At 67.7% G+C, this 16,760-nt stretch carries 14 protein-coding genes and 2 tRNA genes; all 16 read left to right on the top strand.

From position 1 onward, the window contains the following. Position 1: 1 nt before the first annotated feature. Positions 2 to 604, top strand: coding sequence for a GTPase domain-containing protein (locus KF785_12560; protein MBX3147588.1), 603 nt, complete (start codon positions 2 to 4; stop codon positions 602 to 604). Beyond that, positions 601 to 2,541: an ATP-binding protein gene (locus KF785_12555; protein ID MBX3147587.1), complete on the top strand. Its 1,941-nt coding sequence runs from the start codon at positions 601 to 603 to the stop codon at positions 2,539 to 2,541. Before KF785_12560 ends, KF785_12555 begins: the two co-directional genes overlap by 4 nt. Continuing rightward, positions 2,541 to 4,157: a tetratricopeptide repeat protein gene (locus KF785_12550; GenBank protein MBX3147586.1), complete on the top strand. Its 1,617-nt coding sequence runs from the start codon at positions 2,541 to 2,543 to the stop codon at positions 4,155 to 4,157. The genes KF785_12555 and KF785_12550 overlap by 1 nt, the downstream gene beginning before the upstream one ends. Continuing rightward, positions 4,154 to 4,942 carry a hypothetical protein gene (locus KF785_12545; GenBank protein ID MBX3147585.1) on the top strand — a complete coding sequence of 263 codons (789 nt, stop codon included), beginning with the start codon at positions 4,154 to 4,156 and terminating at the stop codon, positions 4,940 to 4,942. Before KF785_12550 ends, KF785_12545 begins: the two co-directional genes overlap by 4 nt. Further along, a complete protein-coding gene (locus tag KF785_12540) occupies positions 4,939 to 5,427 on the top strand; it encodes a chemotaxis protein CheD (GenBank protein MBX3147584.1) in 489 nt (162 codons plus the stop codon). The genes KF785_12545 and KF785_12540 overlap by 4 nt, the downstream gene beginning before the upstream one ends. Beyond that, positions 5,424 to 6,299, top strand: a complete 876-nt coding sequence (locus KF785_12535; protein MBX3147583.1) for a tetratricopeptide repeat protein — start codon at positions 5,424 to 5,426, stop codon at positions 6,297 to 6,299. The genes KF785_12540 and KF785_12535 overlap by 4 nt, the downstream gene beginning before the upstream one ends. After that, positions 6,227 to 7,231 carry a hypothetical protein gene (locus tag KF785_12530; GenBank protein ID MBX3147582.1) on the top strand — a complete coding sequence of 335 codons (1,005 nt, stop codon included), beginning with the start codon at positions 6,227 to 6,229 and terminating at the stop codon, positions 7,229 to 7,231. The genes KF785_12535 and KF785_12530 overlap by 73 nt, the downstream gene beginning before the upstream one ends. A gap of 315 nt (positions 7,232 to 7,546) precedes the next feature. Further along, positions 7,547 to 7,621: transfer RNA gene (locus tag KF785_12525), tRNA-Val, on the top strand. Between the two features lie 73 nt (positions 7,622 to 7,694). Further along, complete coding sequence (locus KF785_12520) at positions 7,695 to 9,419, top strand: hypothetical protein (GenBank protein MBX3147581.1); 1,725 nt, start codon at positions 7,695 to 7,697, stop codon at positions 9,417 to 9,419. Positions 9,420 to 9,478: 59 nt separating this feature from the next. Next, a tRNA-Asp gene (locus KF785_12515) sits at positions 9,479 to 9,553 on the top strand. 63 nt (positions 9,554 to 9,616) lie between these two features. Beyond that, positions 9,617 to 10,537 carry a 16S rRNA (cytosine(1402)-N(4))-methyltransferase RsmH gene (gene rsmH, locus KF785_12510; protein ID MBX3147580.1) on the top strand — a complete coding sequence of 307 codons (921 nt, stop codon included), beginning with the start codon at positions 9,617 to 9,619 and terminating at the stop codon, positions 10,535 to 10,537. Continuing rightward, positions 10,518 to 10,835: a hypothetical protein gene (locus tag KF785_12505; protein ID MBX3147579.1), complete on the top strand. Its 318-nt coding sequence runs from the start codon at positions 10,518 to 10,520 to the stop codon at positions 10,833 to 10,835. The genes rsmH and KF785_12505 overlap by 20 nt, the downstream gene beginning before the upstream one ends. Continuing rightward, positions 10,816 to 12,810 carry a PASTA domain-containing protein gene (locus KF785_12500; GenBank protein ID MBX3147578.1) on the top strand — a complete coding sequence of 665 codons (1,995 nt, stop codon included), beginning with the start codon at positions 10,816 to 10,818 and terminating at the stop codon, positions 12,808 to 12,810. Before KF785_12505 ends, KF785_12500 begins: the two co-directional genes overlap by 20 nt. After that, positions 12,807 to 14,279: a UDP-N-acetylmuramoyl-L-alanyl-D-glutamate--2,6-diaminopimelate ligase gene (locus KF785_12495; protein MBX3147577.1), complete on the top strand. Its 1,473-nt coding sequence runs from the start codon at positions 12,807 to 12,809 to the stop codon at positions 14,277 to 14,279. The genes KF785_12500 and KF785_12495 overlap by 4 nt, the downstream gene beginning before the upstream one ends. Then, complete coding sequence (locus KF785_12490; protein MBX3147576.1) at positions 14,280 to 15,623, top strand: UDP-N-acetylmuramoyl-tripeptide--D-alanyl-D-alanine ligase; 1,344 nt, start codon at positions 14,280 to 14,282, stop codon at positions 15,621 to 15,623. A 9-nt stretch (positions 15,624 to 15,632) separates the two neighbouring features. After that, the gene (gene mraY, locus KF785_12485) at positions 15,633 to 16,760 is read left to right on the top strand and encodes a phospho-N-acetylmuramoyl-pentapeptide-transferase (GenBank protein MBX3147575.1); all 1,128 of its coding nucleotides are present in this window, start codon (positions 15,633 to 15,635) and stop codon (positions 16,758 to 16,760) included.

Below are 16,760 nucleotides of genomic sequence, written 5' to 3'. Positions count from 1 at the left end.
CATGCCTCTCGTCAATTTTACCGCTCGCGAGATTACCTGTAAGCTGGTCTACTACGGTCCCGGTCGCTGCGGCAAGACGACCAACCTGCAGTACATTCACGGCCGGGTACCCGAGTCGCGACGGGGACGGATGGTGTCGCTTGCCACGCAAGCTGACCGAACCCTGTTCTTCGATTTCCTCCCGATCGAGCTCGGCGTCATTTCCGGATTCACCACCCGATTCCAGCTCTACACCGTTCCCGGACAGGTGTACTACAACGCCACCCGCCGGCTGGTGCTGCAGGGGGCCGATGGTGTGGTCTTCGTGGCCGACAGCCAGGCGCGCCGTTTCGACGAGAACGTCGAGAGTTTCCAGAACCTGCAGGAGAATCTGCTGGAGCAGAGCGTCGACATCCGCCAACTCCCGCTCGTCCTTCAGTACAACAAGCAGGACCTGCCATCCGACCTCGTGCTGACGCCGGACGAGATGGACGAGGCGTTCAACTTCCGCTCGGTGCCCAGCCTTGCCGCCGACGCGCTGCACGGGACTGGCGTGTTCGAGACCTTGAAGGCGCTGTCGACCATTGTGCTGCAACGGCTGGCGGCGCGCCCCCCGACGCTGTGACCGATCCGTTCGCGTCCCTGGTGCCCGATCCGGCCACCCGTGCGGCAGTTGCCGCGGCCCGGATGGTGGCCGAGTCGCCGCGCGGGCATCTCCTGCTGCTGATCACTGGGGCGCGTGGCTCCGGGAAGACCCATCTGCTGCGCGCCATTCGCGATCGGGCTGCCGGTGCCACCCCGCCGCGCCAGGTCGAACTCGTGACGCTGGGCCGCTTGGCGGAGCACGTGCAGAGTCGCGGACTGGCGGACGCGGGGGTGGCCCTGCGCGATCGGTTGCTGCGCGCTGAGATTGTCCTGCTCGATGATCTCGAGGTGATCGAGCGACAGCTGGCGGTGCAGGCCTTCGTGTTCGACGTGCTCGAAAGCCGGCTGGCGGCCGGGCTCGCGACGGTGGTGACCGCGGCCCGCGGGCTGAGCCAGCTCACGGGCCTCGATGCTCGCTTGGTCCGACGCCTGCGCGATGCCTCGACCGTGGAGATAGGGCTGCCGGGGCCGGCCGCACGCGCCCAGATCCTCGATCAACGGATCACGGAGGCGGGGCACAATCTGCTGCCTGGCGTGGTCACTGCCCTGGCCGAGGCCGAACTCGGTTCCGTCAAAGAGTATCTCGGTGCGCTCAATCGAATCCTGGCGGTGCAGGAGACCACACCGACGCCGATCCCGGTCGATGACGCCCTGGCGCTGGTGGGTCTCGAGCGTACCGTCCCTGTTCCGGGTCACGATGGTGGGGTCGAATCGCAGGGGTACGCGGCGGGTGAGTTCGACGAGTTCTTGACCGAGGTCGTCGCCAATGTTTCGGAACAGTTCGACCATTGGCGGGGCCGACTCCGTGATGCCGTGGCCCTCTGGCAGGGAGCCGGGATGCGCACCGGGCGGCTGGAACGCCTGCTGGCCGACGAGGGGCCGGGCGATCCGGAGCCGGTGCTGGAGGCCTTCGAGCGTGATGCCAACGAGCTGGTTCGGCTGGCTGCCGAGGTGGCGGCCCTCGCTCCGGACCTGGCGGGGGCCGATCTGCTGCGTGACCCGGACCAGCTGGTGGCAGCGCGCCGTCTGGTCAACGAGGCTCGCACCCGGCGGGCGCCGCTGTCTGCGCCGTTGCCTGACCTGACGCTGGCAACCATCGGCACCGGGGCCTCGAACCGGGTCGCCTTGGAAACCCTCGCGGCGATCGTGGCCGAGCCGGGTGCGCGTCACAATCCGCTCGTGCTCGCCGGACCGAGCGGGGTCGGGAAGACGCATCTGCTGCACGGACTCGGTAACGCGCTCGCCCACCGCGGGCTGGCGCCGATTGCCTGTCTCTCGGCGCACAGCCTGCTCGGTGAGCTGTCGTCGCTCAGTACCCCGGAGGAAACGGCGCAGTGGCGGGCCCGCTATCAATGGGTTGCCGCGCTGCTGATCGACGACATCCATCTCCTCGCCAACGAACCGCGGGCACATGCGGAGCTGCTGCAGATCTATGCTGCGCTGGAGGAGGGTGGTCGTCCGATGGTCTTTACCAGCAGTCGGGCCCTGTCGGATCTGGCTGGTTTCGACCCCCGGCTGCTCAACCGTCTCGAGGGCGGTACGGTGGTCGACGTGCGGAGTCCCGACCGTGAAGTGCGCCTCGCGGTGGTGCGATCGCTGCTCGCGGGGACGCCAGCAGCCAACGATGTCGGATTGATCGACTACCTGGCCGGCCGCCCGGCCGATTCGGTGCGCGCCGTGCAGGGTATCGTCCATCGGGTTCTGGTCGAGGCCGAGGCGGCCCATACGATTGCCTCGGCGGCGCTCGCTCGAGAGACGCTGGATACCGTCGAAGGCAAGGCCCCGCGGCGGGAGCGGCGTCCGATCGGGGCGCGGAGCGGGATCCTGTCGCCGGGAATGGGGGTCGTGCGCAGTCCGGAGAAGATGGTCCAAGTCTGGCCGGTTGCGGGTGAGCGCCTGCTCACGGAGCTTGGCTGATGGCTATCAAAGGGAGCCTCAAAGAGGCGAGCCTGCCGGACGTCGTCCAGCTGCTCTTCTTCGGTCGCCGGACCGGCTGCCTGGCGCTGAGCGACCGGCAGCAGTTCGGGTCGATCTACTTCGAAGACGGCTGGATCACCTATGCCACGATCGTCAACCGTCGGGATCGGATCGGCGACATCCTGCTCAACACCGGCGCCATCACACGCGAGCAGCTCGATCAGGCCTTGGCGCTGCAGCACGGTGCTCGCGGGCGCCGGCTCGGTGAGATTCTGGTCAGCCTGGGTGCGATAGCTCCGGAAGAACTGAAACGGGTGCTGCGGTTCCAGATCGATGAGGCGGTCTATGCGCTCTTTTCCTGGAGCACCGGGACCTTCACCTTCGATGCCGGCCTCCGTCCCGAGATGGAGGGTGAACTCGAGCGGATCAATCCGGAGAATCTGCTGCTCGAGGGCGCGCGTCGGATCGACGAGTGGAGCCTGATCGAAAAGAAGGTACCGAGCTTCGATCTCATTTTCGCGCTCGACCGTTCGCTCCTGGCCAATGAAACGTTGAGCTTTACCGAGGCGCAGCGGCGCCTGCTGCCGCTGATCGATGGGGTGCGCGACACCCGTGAAGTGATCGATGCCTCCGGGCTCTCGGACTTCGAGGCCGGACAGGCGCTGTTCGGACTGATTACCGCCGGCCTCGCGCAACGGGTCGGGATGTCCTCCAAGACAACCCCATCCCGGCTGCTCGAGGCACAGATCGAAGAACACCGCAATCTGGGGGTCGCATTCCTGCGCAGCGGCATGCTCGAAGAGGCGGCGCGCGAGCTGCGCCGGGTCATCGAGTTGCGGCCCTCCGAGGGCGCTGCGCCCTTCTTGCTCGGCGTGATTGCGGGGAAGCAGGGGCGCTGGGCTGACGCGGTCGACTCGTTCCGCCAGTCGCTCGATCGGGCGGGACCGCGCGGCCAGGTGATGCACAACCTGGCCATTGCGCTCGAAGAGGTGGGTCGGCTCGATCAGGCCGACGCGATGTTTGCCGAAGCTGCCGGCCGATTGCCGGAGAATCGCATGGTCTTCGTCAACTGGGCGCTCCTTGGCCTGCGGCGCGATGACCCGGCAGTGGCCTGGGCGCGGCTCGAACGGGTTCGCGAACTCGATGCGGCTACCCCACCGCCGCTCTGGTACTTTGCCGCGGTGCTCGCGCTTGCCATGCAGGAGCAGTTGGAGCCGGCGCTGGCGCTGGCGCGGGAAGCGGTCGGCGCTCATCCGGCGCACCCGGTGCTGCGGAACAACCTTGCGGTCCTGCTCGAAGCGACTGGCGACGTGGCGGCAGCCGAGACCTTGCTGCGGGAGACCGCCACCGATGACCCGGCCCTCCCTCAGCTGCACAAGAACCTTGGCGATCTGCTCTATCGCTCGGGCCGCTACGACGAGGCCACCCAGCATTACGACCGGGCCGCCGTGCTCGCGCCCTCGCTCGGTGACGATCTGTTCTTCAAACTCGGCAACCTGGCCTTTCGTCGGCGAGCCACCGTTCAGGCGCGTGAGTACTGGGCTCAGGCGGTTCGGCTCAACCCGGGCCACCAGCTGGCGCGCGCCAACCTCGAGCTGCTGCCGGTGTCCGGATGATGGCCGCGGTCGATTCGACGGTGGGGCGGATCCATGCCCACCTGGCGTCCATCGGCGCCGGGGCGCTGACGCTGTGCAAGCCGGCCTACTTCGAGCGACGGCTGCGGAGCCGGTGGCGTGCCTGTGGCGTGGTCGATCTCGAGTCGTACGCGGATCTGCTCGATCGTGACGCCGCGGAGCGAAGCCGGCTCGCGGCCGCACTGACGATCAATGTCACCGGCTTCTTTCGCAATCCGACTGCATGGGCGGCGCTGGGGCGGGCGCTGGTCTGGCCCGCGGACCGGCCGCTGATGGCATGGAGTGCCGGGTGTGCTACTGGTGAGGAAGCCTGGTCGCTGGCTGCGCTGCTCTGGCGGCAGCGTCCCGAGCCCGGAGCCTGGCAGGTCGAGGCCACCGATCTCGACGCGCCGTCGCTCGCCGTGGCCCTGCGGGGCCGGTATCCCCTGGCGGTCAGGGCGGCCGTCGCCGCCGTGGTGCCCGAGGCGCCGCTCGTGGTCGATGCTGACGGGGTGAGCATGCCCGAGGCCTGGCGCAGCCGTCTCCGATTCCGCCAGGCGGACCTGACGCGACCGGGTGCGACCTCCGGCGCTGACCTGATCCTCTGCCGCAACGTGCTGATCTACTTTGCCGAAGCGGCGCAGGACGCGATCCTGACCTCGCTGGTGGACGCGCTGCACCCGGGTGGGCTGCTGATGCTGGGCAAGGCAGAACTGGCGGCCTGGGCGGTGCTGCCGCGGCTCGAGACGGTCGATCGTCGAGAGCGGATCTACCGGAGGGTGCGATGACGACGCCACGCCTGGTGGTCCGGGTCGGGGAGCTGCTGGTGACCGACGCGCCGGCTCATCTGGTGGCGGTCGCGCTGGGCAGTTGCGTGGCGATCGTGCTGCACGACGCGACGACCCGGATCGGGGGGTTGGCGCATGCGCTGCTGCCGTCGCAGGCCATGGGGCGGGTGACCGGTCAGCCCGGTCGCTATGCGCAGACAGCGGCCCCCGAGCTGCTGGAACGGATGATCGCGCGGGGAGCGCGGGCGCCTTCGATCACTGCGCGCCTGGTGGGTGGCGCCAGCATGTTCGTCTCCCTGACCCCCCCCGGTTCGATTCAAATGGGCGATCGCAACGTGGTCGCGGCGCGCGAGGTGCTCCACCGCCTGGGTATTCGTCTGGTGGGTGAGGCCGTGGGCGGCGATTTCGGGCGCACGGCGGATTTCGACCTCGCGAGTGGCCGGATCACCATCACCTCCTACAATCGAGCGGGGCAGGTGCTGTGACGGAGCGCGCGGCGGGGCCGATCGAGCGGGAGATTGCCGCACTGGAGGCGGAGATCGGCCAGGCGGCGTCTCCGGTGACGCGTGAGCAGGTCAAGCGGCGCATCGTGGCGATCTACAAGGAAACGGAAGCGGGGCTGAATCATTTCGAGTCGCTTCGGGAGCGCATCAAGATCCTGGTCGAGCGCTACAAGCAGGGCGCGGCCGACACCACCCGCGATCCACAGATGGTCGAACACCGGCCACCGGTTCGGGCCGACCACCTTGGCGCGTCGACGTTCATCGAGAAGGGATGGTCCCTGATTGCGCTGGGCGACCACGCTGCTGCCGAGCAAGCCCTGACCCGGGCGCTCGAGCTGGCGCCCGGCGACCTGCAGGCCGCCTCGCTGCTGGGCTGGGCCCAGATGCTCGGGCACAAGTTCGACGAGGCGCTATCGGCCTTCTCGCGCGTCCTCGCCGAGGAGCCGACCAATGCGCTGGCCCGGGTCAATGTCGGTTACATTTGTCTCAAGAAGCGGATCTTTGGGGAGGCCATCGAGCATCTCTCTCGGGCCATCCGCCTCGACAACGATCGGAAGGCGGTACTCTATGCCCATTACTACCTGGGCCTGGTGTATCTCGAGCGGGAAATGGACCTCGATGCACAGACCTTCTTCGAGAAAGCCATTCAGTTCGGACCGAATCTGATCGAAGCCTACTACGATCTCGGGCGGGCCAAGTGGTTTGCCGGAGACCATGCGGGGGCCAAGGCCGTCTGGCACAAGGGGGCCAACGCCAATCGGTTTGCGCCATGGGCCAAGCGGTGCCAGGAGCTGTTGGAGGCGGTCGAGCGGGGCGAATCAGTGCCGCGCTCTTTGCCGCCTGCCTCCTCCTGACGGCGGGTCCCTCACCTGCGCAGCAACCCCCTTCCTTTCAGCGCAGTGCCCCTCTCTCGGCGCTGGCCGGCGATCTCCTCGGTGCGGATGCCAGCGCCATCACGGTCGGCCAGGTGACCGCGATTGCGCGGGTCAGCGACCTCGACCTGGCGGCGGCTCTCGCCGAAATCGCCGATCGACCGATCGACTGGTATGGGCTGGGTCGAGTCGCGGTCACACCCCTCACGCTGGTGGTGGTGCGGGGGGAGGCGGCCTTTTATCGGGCGGGGCGGGGGCAGGTGCCCCGCTGGGGCGTCGGACTGGCCATGCCGGGAGCGCGCCTGATTGCGGTGCGCGCCGACGGCGGTGACGATCCAGTTCGGGTGCTGCGGCACGAGTTGGCGCACTTCGCCCTTCGGCAGGCGATCCGCGGTCGAGTGCCGCTCTGGTTCGACGAGGGGTATGCCGTGCTGGCGGCGGGCGAGTTCGATCGGTTCGATCGCCTGGCACTCAACCTGAGTGTGATGCGAGGAAAGGTTCCCTCGCTGAGCGAACTCAACAACGCACTGCGCGGCAACCGGCATGAAGCGGAGACGGCGTACGCGCTGGCGGCAAGCGCGGTGTCGTTTCTCGCCCGGGGCAGTCGAGACGGCACCCTCGAGCCGTTGCTCGCGCAGCTGGCCCAGGGCGTTCCGTTCGATTCCGCGGTGGTCCGGACGGCTGGCTACTCGCGCGATCGTTTCGACGAGGCCTGGCAACGGGATGTCCGCCGTCGGTACAATTGGGGTGTCTGGTTGGCGGCCGGCGGGCTGTGGTCGGTGATGGGCGGGTTGCTGGTCTTCGGGTACTGGTGGCGCCGGCGGAGGGACCGCCCCCGTCGCGCAGCGCTCGACGTCGGGTGGGACGTTTCAATTGGCGACGACGAACAGACTGCAACGCTTGACCGAACGTAGTGAAGGGAATATCCTCATCACCTTATGCCGCAAACGGATGCAGCACCGCAGGGTCGCCGGAGTCTTTTGGGGCGACGGAATCTTGCTGTTTTGGCGATTGCCCTTCTGGTGCTGGTGGCCGGGTACGTGGCATTGTCGGCAGGTCAGGCGAGCCTGGCAGCGGTGCTGCTCGTCGTCGGTTACTGTGTGCTCATTCCCTTGGCCATTGCGTTATAGGCCCGGCTGACAATCGGTCCCACCGTGCAGGGTACGCGCGAGTATGCGTCTCCCCTGGTAACGGCGGCCCTGTATTGGCAAGCGTCGAGGGTACCGCGCGGGCGAATAGCTCAGCTGGTTCAGAGCGCCTGCCTTACACGCAGGATGTCGGGGGTTCGAATCCCTCTTCGCCCATGCTCGACGTCACGATGGCGTCTCAATCTGCCATCCGAATCTTCGGATGGACCTCGTAGGGAGGTAGTCCAGAATGCGTTTGCGTGTTGCTCCCCTGGTTCTCGGTGTTCTCGCGGTCGGCGTTGCCGCACCGCTTGCTGCGCAGCTGCGGGCCAGCCGTCCTGCCGCTCAACCGCGTAACCTCCCGCGCCTGCTCGTCGCCAATCCTCACACGTTCTCGGCGGCGGATTCAGCCGCCGCCGTGCGGGTCGGTACCGGGATGCGCAATAAGCTCGACGGACTGGTCGATCGCTGGTACACCGTCATCGAGCGCGATCAGATGAATGACGCGCTGACCCAGTACGGTTATCCACCCGACGCCGTGCTGCCGCCACTGGTTGCTCGTCAGCTGGGCTCTCAGCTGCAGGCCCGGGCCTCGGTCATCAGCACCCTGGCTCGCGAAGGCGGGCAGGTCAAGATCGAGGCGCGCGTCCTCTCGGGCAACGATCAGACCGGCCACCTGGTGGCCATGACCCAGGCGCCTGGGCAAAGCCTCGACGACCTGGGCTCCAAGCTGGCCGAGTCGATGCGGCCGGCGTTCGCCGCACTGCCGGACGCGAAGTCCTGCTTCGAGGATTCCCAGTCCAATCCGACGAAGGCGGCCGATGCCGCTCGCAAGGCGATTCGGACCCAGCCCAATCACGCCCTGGCCGAGCTCTGTCTTGCACAGCTGGCAATTGCTCGCAAGGCGCCGACCGACGAAATCCTGGCGCACTACAAGAATGCCACCGAGGGCGATCGGTTCTCCCTCGAGGCGTGGGGTGGTCTCCTCGGTCAGTATCAGACCAAGGGCGACACCACCAATATCATCGAGACCTACTCGCAGCTCATCCTGATTGCGCCGAACAATCAGCGCGTGGTCGAGGACGCAGTCCGCTTCTTCATCATCGCCGGCAAGCCGGACATTGGTGAAGAAAAGGCCCGTGAGGCAATTGCCCGGGATCCGTCCAACCCGGACAACTACAACATGCTGTCGACGGCGTGCCTGGTGCAGGAAAAGCCGGAAAAGAATCTCTGCGCCATCGAGGCGCTGGAGCAGGTCTTTACGCTCGACAGCACCAAGATGGACACGCTCAATCTCCAGAAGATGCTGTTCATCACGTCGCGTGATTCCGCCAACGCACCGGCCTACCTCAAGTGGTCGCAGCGGGCCGTCGGGAAGTTCCCCACCAACGGCTATTTCCTGGGTGAGCTTGGTGCGGCCTACGCCCTGACCGGCCCGGTCGACAGCCTGGTGGCCGTGACCCGTCGGCTGGTGGCCGTCGACAAGTCGGACATGACGCCGGTCATCCGGGCGGTGCGGGCGCTTCTAGCAGAGAAGCGCTACCAGGAGGCACTCGACCTCAGCGACATCATCGAGCAGAACGGCCAGGACACCGACAAGGCAACGCTGGGTGCCGTGCTGGCCCAGGAGGGTGGCTTGCCGGTGCTGACCAGCGAGTCGGCCGATCTGCCGCTGGCGGAGAAGATCTCGCGGCGGGCGGTGCCTCTGCTTCGGGACGGTACCCGGCAGCATCAGCTCGCCAACTACGTGCTCGGGTTTGCCCTGATGGGCCAGATTCCCGTCAAGGACGCGGCGGTGGTCGAAGGCAAGACCTGCGAGAGTGTCAACGCGCTCGAGCAGTGGATCAGCGAGACCGTGGCGGCCCTCCGCGCCGGTCAGGGCATCCAGCCCGAGGTCGTGCCGGGGCGTATCAAGCAGATCGAGGACAGCTATCCGCAACGTATTGCCCAGATGAAGCGGGCGTACTGCCGGTAGTTGCGGCCCATTGATCGAAGGCGTGGGAGCCCCTTATATTTAGGGGCTCCAAACGACCAGGGGCTGTAGCTCAGCTTGGTTAGAGTGCCGCACTGTCACTGCGGAGGTCGCGGGTTCGAGCCCCGTCAGCCCCGTCTCGAAGTAACGATCACCCCGTCCCTATTTTTGTGGCGGGGTGATTTCTTTATCAGGACGCCATGCCCGACTACCACGCGCCAGTTCTCCTCGACGCCCTCCTCGAACGGTTCCCCCGGGTCGAGCGGATGGTCGATTGCACCCTCGGAGACGGCGGCCACGCCGGCACCTTCCGGGATGCCGGCGCCCGTGTGCTCGGCATCGATCAGGACCCGGTCGCCCTGGAACGGGCCCGCGCCCGCCTCGGAACCGAACGAATCGAATACTGGCCGGGCAACGCCTACGACGATGCTACGCTCGAGCGGATCGAGGCGTTCGGTCCGGATCTGATTCTGATCGATCTGGGCGTTTCGTCGCGCCAGCTCGACGACGACCGCCTCGGCTTCAGCTACCGACCGGGGGTGCCGCTCGACATGCGGATGGCCGGGGCCGGGCCGACTGCCGCAGACCTGCTGGCCGAGGCATCAGAGCAGGAACTGACCCGGTGGCTGGCAGAGTACGGCGACGAGCCCAAGGCCCGCCGGGTGGCAGGAACCATCGTCCGTCGTCGCGGAACGGCCCCGCTGCTGACCAGCGACGATCTCGTCAACGCGATTCGGTCGGCGTTAGGTGCGCGCAGCGGCCCCGCGGACTTTGCTCGAATCTTCCAGGCGGTTCGCATCGCGGTCAACGACGAGCTGGCCGGACTCGAGGCCGCGCTCCCGCGATTGCGCGACGCGCTCGTGCCGGGGGGAGCCCTGGCCGCAATCAGTTATCATTCGGGTGAAGATCGTCTCGTCAAGCATGCATTTCGCGAATGGAGCACGGCGTGCCTCTGTCCCCCGGCCCAACCCGTCTGCACCTGCCGCGGAAAGCCGCTCGGCAGGCTGGTGACGCGCAAGCCGATCCTGGCGGACGAAGCCGAAGTCGCCGCGAATCCACGGGCCCGGAGCGCCAAGTTGCGCATCTTTCAGGTGAGCTCCGATGACGGCGCGACGCGCTAAGAAGGGTACCGGCCGCTACTGGGTCGCCTTCTGGCTTGCGACCTTCCTGGTCGTTGCCGCAGGGGTGTTGTTGCGGCAGAAGGCGGCCTTCGACACTGCCGGACGGCTCCGACAGCTCAAGGAAGCCCGTGGCGCCCTGGAGGCGCGGCAGGCGGAGCTGGAGCGGCGGATCCGAATGGCCTCGACCGCCGAAGCGCTGGCGCCGAAGGTGGCCAAGCTGGGCCTTGCCGTTCCTCCGGATACGGCCTCGACCATTCTCCTGCTGGGAGCCGGTGCCGGTGAAACGCGGTCCCGCTGAGCGCACCACCAACCCCGATGGCCGGCTTCGCTGGCTCAGTGCGTTCCTGCTTCTGGGCGCTGCGGCCATGGTCGGACGCGCGGGCTATCTCCAGCTGGCCCGCGGGGGAGACTACGCCAGCATCGCGCGGTCGGAGCGGACGGCGCGGCGGGTGGTCGAGGCGCCCCGCGGCGTGATTACCGACCGGGCCGGCACCCACCTGGCCACCTCGCTCGAGCGCTATCGTATCGATATCGCCGGGGTCCAGGTCCGTTACCCCGATTCCCTGCTGCGGATCTATCGCCAGGACATCGGGCGCGATGTCAGGCGGCTGGAAACTGCCTTGCGTACAAAGCGTGACTTCTATGCCCACGGTCCCTTCACGGCCATGCAGATACGCCGGCTGCGCACCATGGATGGAGTCTATCCGCGGCCGATCTATCGGCGCGAGTATCCCTCGGGTCCGCTGGCCCGCCCGCTGATCGGCAATCTCTGGGCGGATCGGAATGAGGGGCGCACCGGTCTCGAGCGGTTCCTCGACTCACTGCTGGCCGGCGTCCCGGGCGAGGCGGTGCTGATCAAGGACGCCGGGGGAAGGACGTACGAGTCGCCGGGGCGGGTCGCCCGCCCGGCGGTGCGGGGTCACGAGGTGACGCTGACCATCGATCGCGAGCTGCAGGAAATCGCCGAGGGAAGCCTGGCGGCGGTGTTCCGCGAAGCCAACCCGCGCCGCGGCGACATCGTGTTTCTCGACCCCCGAACCGGCGAGGTCCTGGCGGCCGCGGCGCGCGAGGTCGATTCGCTCGGTGCGGAAGTGGTGAGCGCCTCGTTCTTCGGCAGTTCGTTCGAACCCGGATCGACGGCCAAGCCGTTCACGGCTGCCGCACTGCTGGCGCTGGGCCGGGTCACGAGCACCGACGAGGTGTCGCCGGAGAAGGGCGTCTGGCCGGTGGCCGGGCGGTCCCGACCGGTCCGGGACGATCATCCCCAGAAGAACCCCCTGACGCTGGCGCGGGCCATCCAGGTGTCCAGCAACATCGCCATGGGCAAGTTCTCGCAGCGGCTGACTCCAGCTGAGCACTACGAGGCGCTGCGTGCCTTTGGCTTTGCTTCGCCCACCGGGGTCGAGTTTCCGGGTGAAGCCTCCGGTGTGGTGCCTCGGCCCGAACGATGGAGGGCGGGGCAGGAGGGTATCAGCGCGGCGATGGGTTATGCCATTCAGGTCACCCCGATTCAGCTGGCGGCTGCGTATGGGGCGCTGGCCAACGACGGCCGCCTGATGGCGCCGGCGCTGATTCGGGAAATCCGAGATCCGGATGGCAAGGTGATCTATCGTCACCAGCCTCTCGTAGTCCGACAGGCGGTGACGCCCGAGGTGGCGGCCACGATCCGGGGTTACCTGGCGCTTTCGGCGGCCGATTCAGGCACCGGGAGCCGGGCCCAGGTCCGAGGTGGCGTGCTGGGCAAGACGGGAACGGCCCGTCTGGTGCGCAACGGTCGCTACGTCGATGAGCATGCCGCCTCGTTTGCCGGGATCTTCCCGGCCAACGATCCGCAGCTCGTCGTGGTGGTGCGGATCGAGCGGCCGAGGGGCGGGTACTACGGCGGAACGGTGGCGGCGCCTCTGGTGGGCCGGATGCTGCGGCAGGCGCTGGCGGCCCGGCGAACCTCGCTCGATCGAACCCGGCTGGCCGACCAGGGCGCCGGGCGCCAGTCGGTTGCTGCGCGCCCAAGCACCGCCGATCGGGAGCCGGAGCGACGCAGCTGGGTGCCGATTCCCCTTCCCCCGGTCGGTCGCGAGGCCGCACCGGCGCACGAGGTGCCCGATGTCGTGGGCCTCTCGGTCCGCAAGGCAACGGCTGCGCTGCATCGCCGCGGCTTCCAGGTCCGACTCGAAGGCGGCGGGGTGGTACAGCGGACCGTGCCGGAGTCGGGCGAAACCATGGACGCCGGGAAGACGGTCATGATCGTGGCCGCCCGGCCGCGGGCCCCATGACCGGGGTCCGGGATACCGCCTCGCTGCTGGCGGCGCTGGCGCGGGAGGACCTGCTCGAGAGCGCGCCGAAGGATTGTCCGTCCCCGTCGTCGCTGCAGATCGACAGCCGTGGGGTGACCCAGGGAGCCTGGTTTCTTGCAGTTCGTGGCTCGCAGGTCGATGGGCATCGCTTTGCGCCGGCAGCCGTGGCTGCGGGCGCTGCGGTTGCCGTGGTCGAAGCCATGGTGCCCGACCTGCCGGTGCCGCAGGTCGTGGTTCGTGACGGTCGGCTTGCTGCGATTGCGCTGGCCCGCGCCTGGTTTGGCGATCCGTCCCGGCAACTCTCGCTGATCGGAGTCACCGGCACCAGCGGCAAGACCACGACGACGTTGCTGACGGGTCACCTGCTGGGCGACGAGGGCCACGCGGCCGGGACGATCGGTACGCTCGGTGCGTATGATGGATCCGGTCGGCCGGTTCCTTCGACGGCGGGGTCGCTGACCACACCGGGGCCGGTCGATCTGCAGGCCACCCTGGCCGGGATGGTCGCAGCCGGGGTTCGCCAGCTCGCGGTGGAAGCCTCCTCGCACAGCCTGGAGCAGGGACGGCTGGACGGTCTCGTCTTCGACGGCGCCATCTTCACGAACCTGAGCCGTGAGCATCTCGACTATCACGTCACCATGGACCGATATCGCGAGGCCAAGCTTCGCCTCCTCACCCTGTTGGGGCCGGGCGGGGTCGTGGCGGCCAATCGTGATGACCCGGCCTGGGAGCCGCTCTGGGGTCGCCCTGACGCGGTGACCTTCGGGACCTCGCCGGCCGCCATGCTGCAGGCGCGGGATCTCGTGCTGCTGCCGCTCGAGAGCCGCTTCCGGCTAACCGGTCGGTACGGTGAGGCGGACGTGACACTGCCGCTGCCGGGAGAGTTCAACGTCTCCAACGCGCTGGCCGCGGCGGCCTGCGCGCTTGGGCTCGGGCGGCCGTTCGATGCGGTCGCAGCCCGTCTCGCCGATGCACCGCAGGTGCCCGGGCGGATGGAGCGGCTGACCGACCGGCCTTGTGTCGTGATTCGCGACTATGCCCACAAGCCCGACGCGCTCGAGCGGGTTTTGCGAACCTTGCGACCGATCACGCCGGGCCGCTTGATGGTGCTGTTCGGCTGCGGCGGCGATCGTGACCGCGGCAAGCGCCCGATCATGGGCCAGCTGGCTGCGGAGCTGGCTGACCTGTCGATCGTCACGTCCGACAATCCCCGGACCGAGGACCCCGACGCGATCATCGACGAGATCGTGGCCGGCTTTCCGTCGCGGGACCGGCTGCAGCGGATCGCCGATCGACGTGAGGCGATTCGGTGGGCGCTCGATCAGGCGGGGCCCGATGACACTCTGGTGCTGGCCGGGAAGGGGCACGAGACCTACCAGGTCATCGGAACGACCTCGTACCCGTTCGACGAGCGAGCGGTCGTCGCCGAGTTGCTGGAGGGCCGCTAGATGCGCTGGGACGATCGGGCGGTACGCACGGCGCTCGGCCTCCCGGGCGGAGCGGAGGGGCCGGCCTACACCGCCATCGTGACCGATACGCGCACCCTGGCGCCAGGGGCGCTGTTCGTGGCACTCGCGGGCGAGCGGTTCGACGGTCACCGCTTTCTCGACGTCGCGCGCGATGCAGGGGCCATTGCCGCCGTGGTTCGGGCCGATACCGCGGACGTGCCCGGCCTGATCCTGTACCGGGTCGAGGACACCCTGCGAGCGTACGGGTGGCTGGCCCGGCATCGCCGCCGCCAGCTCCGCGGGCCGGTGGTGGGCGTGACCGGGACCAACGGCAAGACGGCCACGAAGGAGATGCTCGCGGCCGCGCTGGCGACCCGTTTTCGGGTCCACGCCACCCGGCTCAATCTCAACAACCTGGTGGGCGTGCCGCAGACGATTCTCGAGGCGCCCGAGAGTATCGAGGCGCTGGTGGTCGAGGCCGGGGCCAACCTGCCGGGTGAAATTGCGCGGTATCGCGAAATCATCGAGCCGAGCGTTGCGGTGATCACCAACGTGGCCCAGGGGCACCTCGAGGGGTTCGGGTCGGTCGAGGGAGTACGGGCCGAGAAGCTGGCCCTGGCCGAGGGAGTTCCGGTCGTCGTGATTCCCTCGGATGATGCCGAGCTGCTGGCGGGAGCCAGGGCGCGTGCCGGCCGGGTGGTGACGGCCGGTCTCGAGCGCGGTGATGTTGTGCCAACCTCCGTGACTCTCGACCCCGCAGGGCGAGCCCGGATGATCGTCGACGGCATCGAGCTCAGGGTCAGCCAGTTCGGGCTTCATCAGGCCAGGAACGCGCTCCTCGTCTGGGCGGTGGCGAAGGAGCTCGGCCTCGACCTCGCCGCCGTGGCATCGGCGCTTGGTCAGGTCAGCCTGCCTGGCGGGCGAGGCGAGCTGATCCAGCACGGCAGCCTCACCGTGCTTAACGACAGCTACAACGCCAATCCGGCGTCGTTTCGTGCCGTCATCGAGGTGGCGCGCGCTATGCGTGGCAACCGGAAGCTGGTCTTCGTGGCCGGTACCATGCGCGAACTGGGTCCCGAGGCGTCCCGCTGGCATGCGGACGTCGCTGAGGCATTGGTGGCGCTCGACCCCGATCTGCTTGCCGCCGTCGGAGAGTTCGGCCCGGCGCTGGCGCCGTTTGCCGGTCGTTTGGGGGAACGGTTGCTCACAGCGCCCGACGCCCTTAGCATGGGCGAGCAGCTCGCTCCCAGGTTGAAGGGCGATGAACTCGTCGTGCTCAAGGGGTCGCGCGGCGTCACGCTCGAACGAATGCTCCCGGCTCTCATCGCTCGCACTGCGCCCTAAGGCTCCGCGATGCTCTATCATCTGCTGGCCCCGCTGGGCCGCGATCACATCCTCTTCAACCTTTTCAACTACATCAGCTTCCGAGCCGCCGGTGCGGTGGTGACGGCGCTGTTGATCGCGTTCGTTGTCGGGCCCTGGATCATCGAGCGACTCCACCGGCTCAAGATCGGTCAGGTCGTCCGAACCGGCTTGCTCGCCAGCCACGAAGCGAAGCGCGGCACGCCGACCATGGGCGGGCTGATCATTCTCCTCGCGACCGTCGTGCCGACCTTGCTCTGGGCGCCCCTGACCAATCGGTTCATTCTGGTGGCCGTGCTGGCGACCTTGTGGACCGGGGCGATCGGGTTCCTCGACGACTATCTCAAAGTGGTGCAGGGTAAATCCCGCGGGCTGGTGGCGCGCTGGAAGCTGGTCGGTCAGTGTACCTTCGGGATTGCGCTTGGCACGTATCTCTGGCTCGAGCCCGTCGTCTCGACCGCGACCATCCCGGCCACCGCGACGATCCTTCCGTTCCTCAAGTACACGGTTGTGATCTTTGCGCCGCTGCTCTACATCGGGTTTGTCACCTTCGTCGTAACGGGCGCCAGCAATGCGGTCAACATGACCGATGGACTGGACGGACTTGCCGCCGGCTTGACCGCGATTGCGGCCGGCGCATTTGCGGTCTTCGCCTACATCTTCGGTCGGGTCGACATGACGTCGTATCTCGGCTTCTACTATCTCCCCGGAGCGGGGGAACTCACGGTCTTCTGCGCTGCGCTGATGGGCGGGGCCATCGGTTTCCTCTGGTTCAACGCCCACCCGGCCCGCGTCTTCATGGGCGATACCGGCAGCCTTGCGATCGGTGGCGCGTTCGGGACCGTGGCGATCCTGCTCCGGGCCGAGTTCCTGCTGCTGATCATCGGCGGGGTGTTCGTGGCGGAGCAGATGTCGGTGATACTGCAGATCGGCGTCTACAAGTGGTTCAAGCGGACTCGGGGGCGTGAGTACGCCGATGCGCATCGGGTCTTCCGGATGGCGCCGCTGCACCACCATTTCGAGAAGAAGGGATGGCCGGAGAGTCAGGTGGTCGTTCGGTTCTGGATCCTTGGGTTCTTCTGCGCGTTGGTGGCCTTTGCGACCCTCAAACTCCGCTGA

This window comes from Gemmatimonadales bacterium (genome assembly GCA_019637315.1).
GTDB lineage: Bacteria > Gemmatimonadota > Gemmatimonadetes > Gemmatimonadales > GWC2-71-9 > SHZU01.
Note: the sequence above shows the minus strand (reverse complement) of the source record. Positions and strands in the feature narration are given on the sequence as shown.